Origin of the sequence: Paraburkholderia sp. RL18-085-BIA-A (assembly GCF_046027075.1) — a bacterium.
Lineage (GTDB): Bacteria > Pseudomonadota > Gammaproteobacteria > Burkholderiales > Burkholderiaceae > Paraburkholderia.
This window is the reverse complement of sequence record NZ_JARESU010000419.1, coordinates 1-1472: the sequence shown is the minus strand read 5'-3', so window position 1 is coordinate 1472 and position 1472 is coordinate 1. Positions and strand designations below refer to the sequence as shown.

Here is a 1472-nt window from a genome sequence, read left to right as displayed (position 1 = left end):
CGCCAGCGCTGGGATTGATTGCGATAACCCCGGATTCTGGCCATTAAATGCAGTTTTGATAAATAGCAGTTATCAAAACTGACGGGGCGATCCGGAATCCGCTTTCGCGATCCATGCTTCGGTCGTCGGCCGCCAGCGCGCGGGCGTCGCGACGTCGATGCAACGCGCAGCAGCGGCGGAGTTGCGACGCAACGGGAACACGGAAGGGCGACAGTGGAGGAGGTCCGCGAGGCACCGGCATTTTTAGACGGAAACGGGAGGATTCGCAGCGGGTCCACACCGTCATATGGTCGCGACGAAATCGATCATGAAGAGTGGTGCGGTTCGATTGATCGGCTGCGGTCCTATTGACTGGCACGACGGGATTCAACCTGCGGTAGTGAGCCGGTTGTAAACCACGGTAGTGGTTCACACCTCCGCCCGCACCCGCTTCACACGATGCACGAAAGTTTGCCAGGCCGGTATCAACCGTCAGCGCATTGGACGCGGCTTAGATAAGTAGGCAACGCAAGGTGATCGGTCTGGTGATGCCAGGCCGGTGGGACTGGCCCAATTTGCGCAAGGCCCCACCGATCGGGTAGGGTGGCGGCATCTCCACAACCACAATAAGGCAGGACACGATGAACAAGCAGGAACTGGTGGACGCTGTTGCCGCAAAGACCGGCGACAGCAAGGTCGCGACGGGCGAGACACTCGACGCGGTGATCCCGACCATCACGGCAGCGGTCACGAAAGGCGATACCGTGCAGCTGATCGGCTTCGGTTCGTTTTCAACCGGTGCGCGTGCCGCGCGGGTCGGTCGCAATCCGGCGACCGGAGCGGAGATCCAGATCCCTGCCGCCAGGACAGTCAAGTTCACCGCAGGCAAGGCGTTCAAGGATGCGGTGAACCGCGCCTGAAACCGCAGGCAAGCCGCCGGACGTCGCCGCCAGCGGTCTCGTGAGCCGCCGCGACCGGTAGGGCGACAGTCGCGTCGGCTACGGAGGGATCAGGCTGTCGGCCTGGACTCAGGTCGGCTGGCCTGGTAGCATTTGCTGCGAGATGCCGTGCCGTATATCGGCCCCGCACCTGGCTACCTGTCTATACCGATACCCGCATGGAAAAGAAACGATCCCGGACACGGCGGCAGCCCTTGTGCCCGACCATCGGTGCGCTGCTGCGCTACCAGACCCGCATCGTGCGCGTCATCGGGGAAGCGCGTGGGCAGCGCGCGATGATCGAATCGCTCGACACAGCGGGCAGGACATTCGTGAGCACGGTGAAATGGGGCAGCCTGCACGAGCTCGGCGCCCAGCTCTTTTAGTCCCGGCCTCCATGGCGCGCGGCCAGCAACCTTGGCGCCGCCGAATCCGGAGGCGCGGCCGATTCCACGCCGCTTGCTGTGCGACCACGCCTGAACGGTTCCCGCATTACACCCCTGTAGATGCGACGTCTCACCTCTTCTATACTGGTGCGCAATGTCAATCAAGGAC

2 protein-coding genes are annotated in these 1472 nt (G+C 62.8%); both read left to right on the top strand.

What is annotated here, in order from left to right:
- Positions 1-605 precede the first annotated feature (605 nt).
- Positions 606-899, top strand: coding sequence for an HU family DNA-binding protein (locus P0D89_RS52930; protein WP_408371242.1), 294 nt, complete (start codon positions 606-608; stop codon positions 897-899).
- A gap of 197 nt (positions 900-1096) precedes the next feature.
- Positions 1097-1303 carry a hypothetical protein gene (locus P0D89_RS52925; protein ID WP_408371240.1) on the top strand — a complete coding sequence of 69 codons (207 nt, stop codon included), beginning with the start codon at positions 1097-1099 and terminating at the stop codon, positions 1301-1303.
- The last annotated feature ends 169 nt before the right edge of the window (positions 1304-1472 follow it).

Coding starts and splice junctions, on each gene's coding strand:
- P0D89_RS52925 (WP_408371240.1), top strand. CDS start 1,097: ATGGAAAAGAAACGATCCCGGACACGGCGGCAGCCCTTGTGCCCGACC.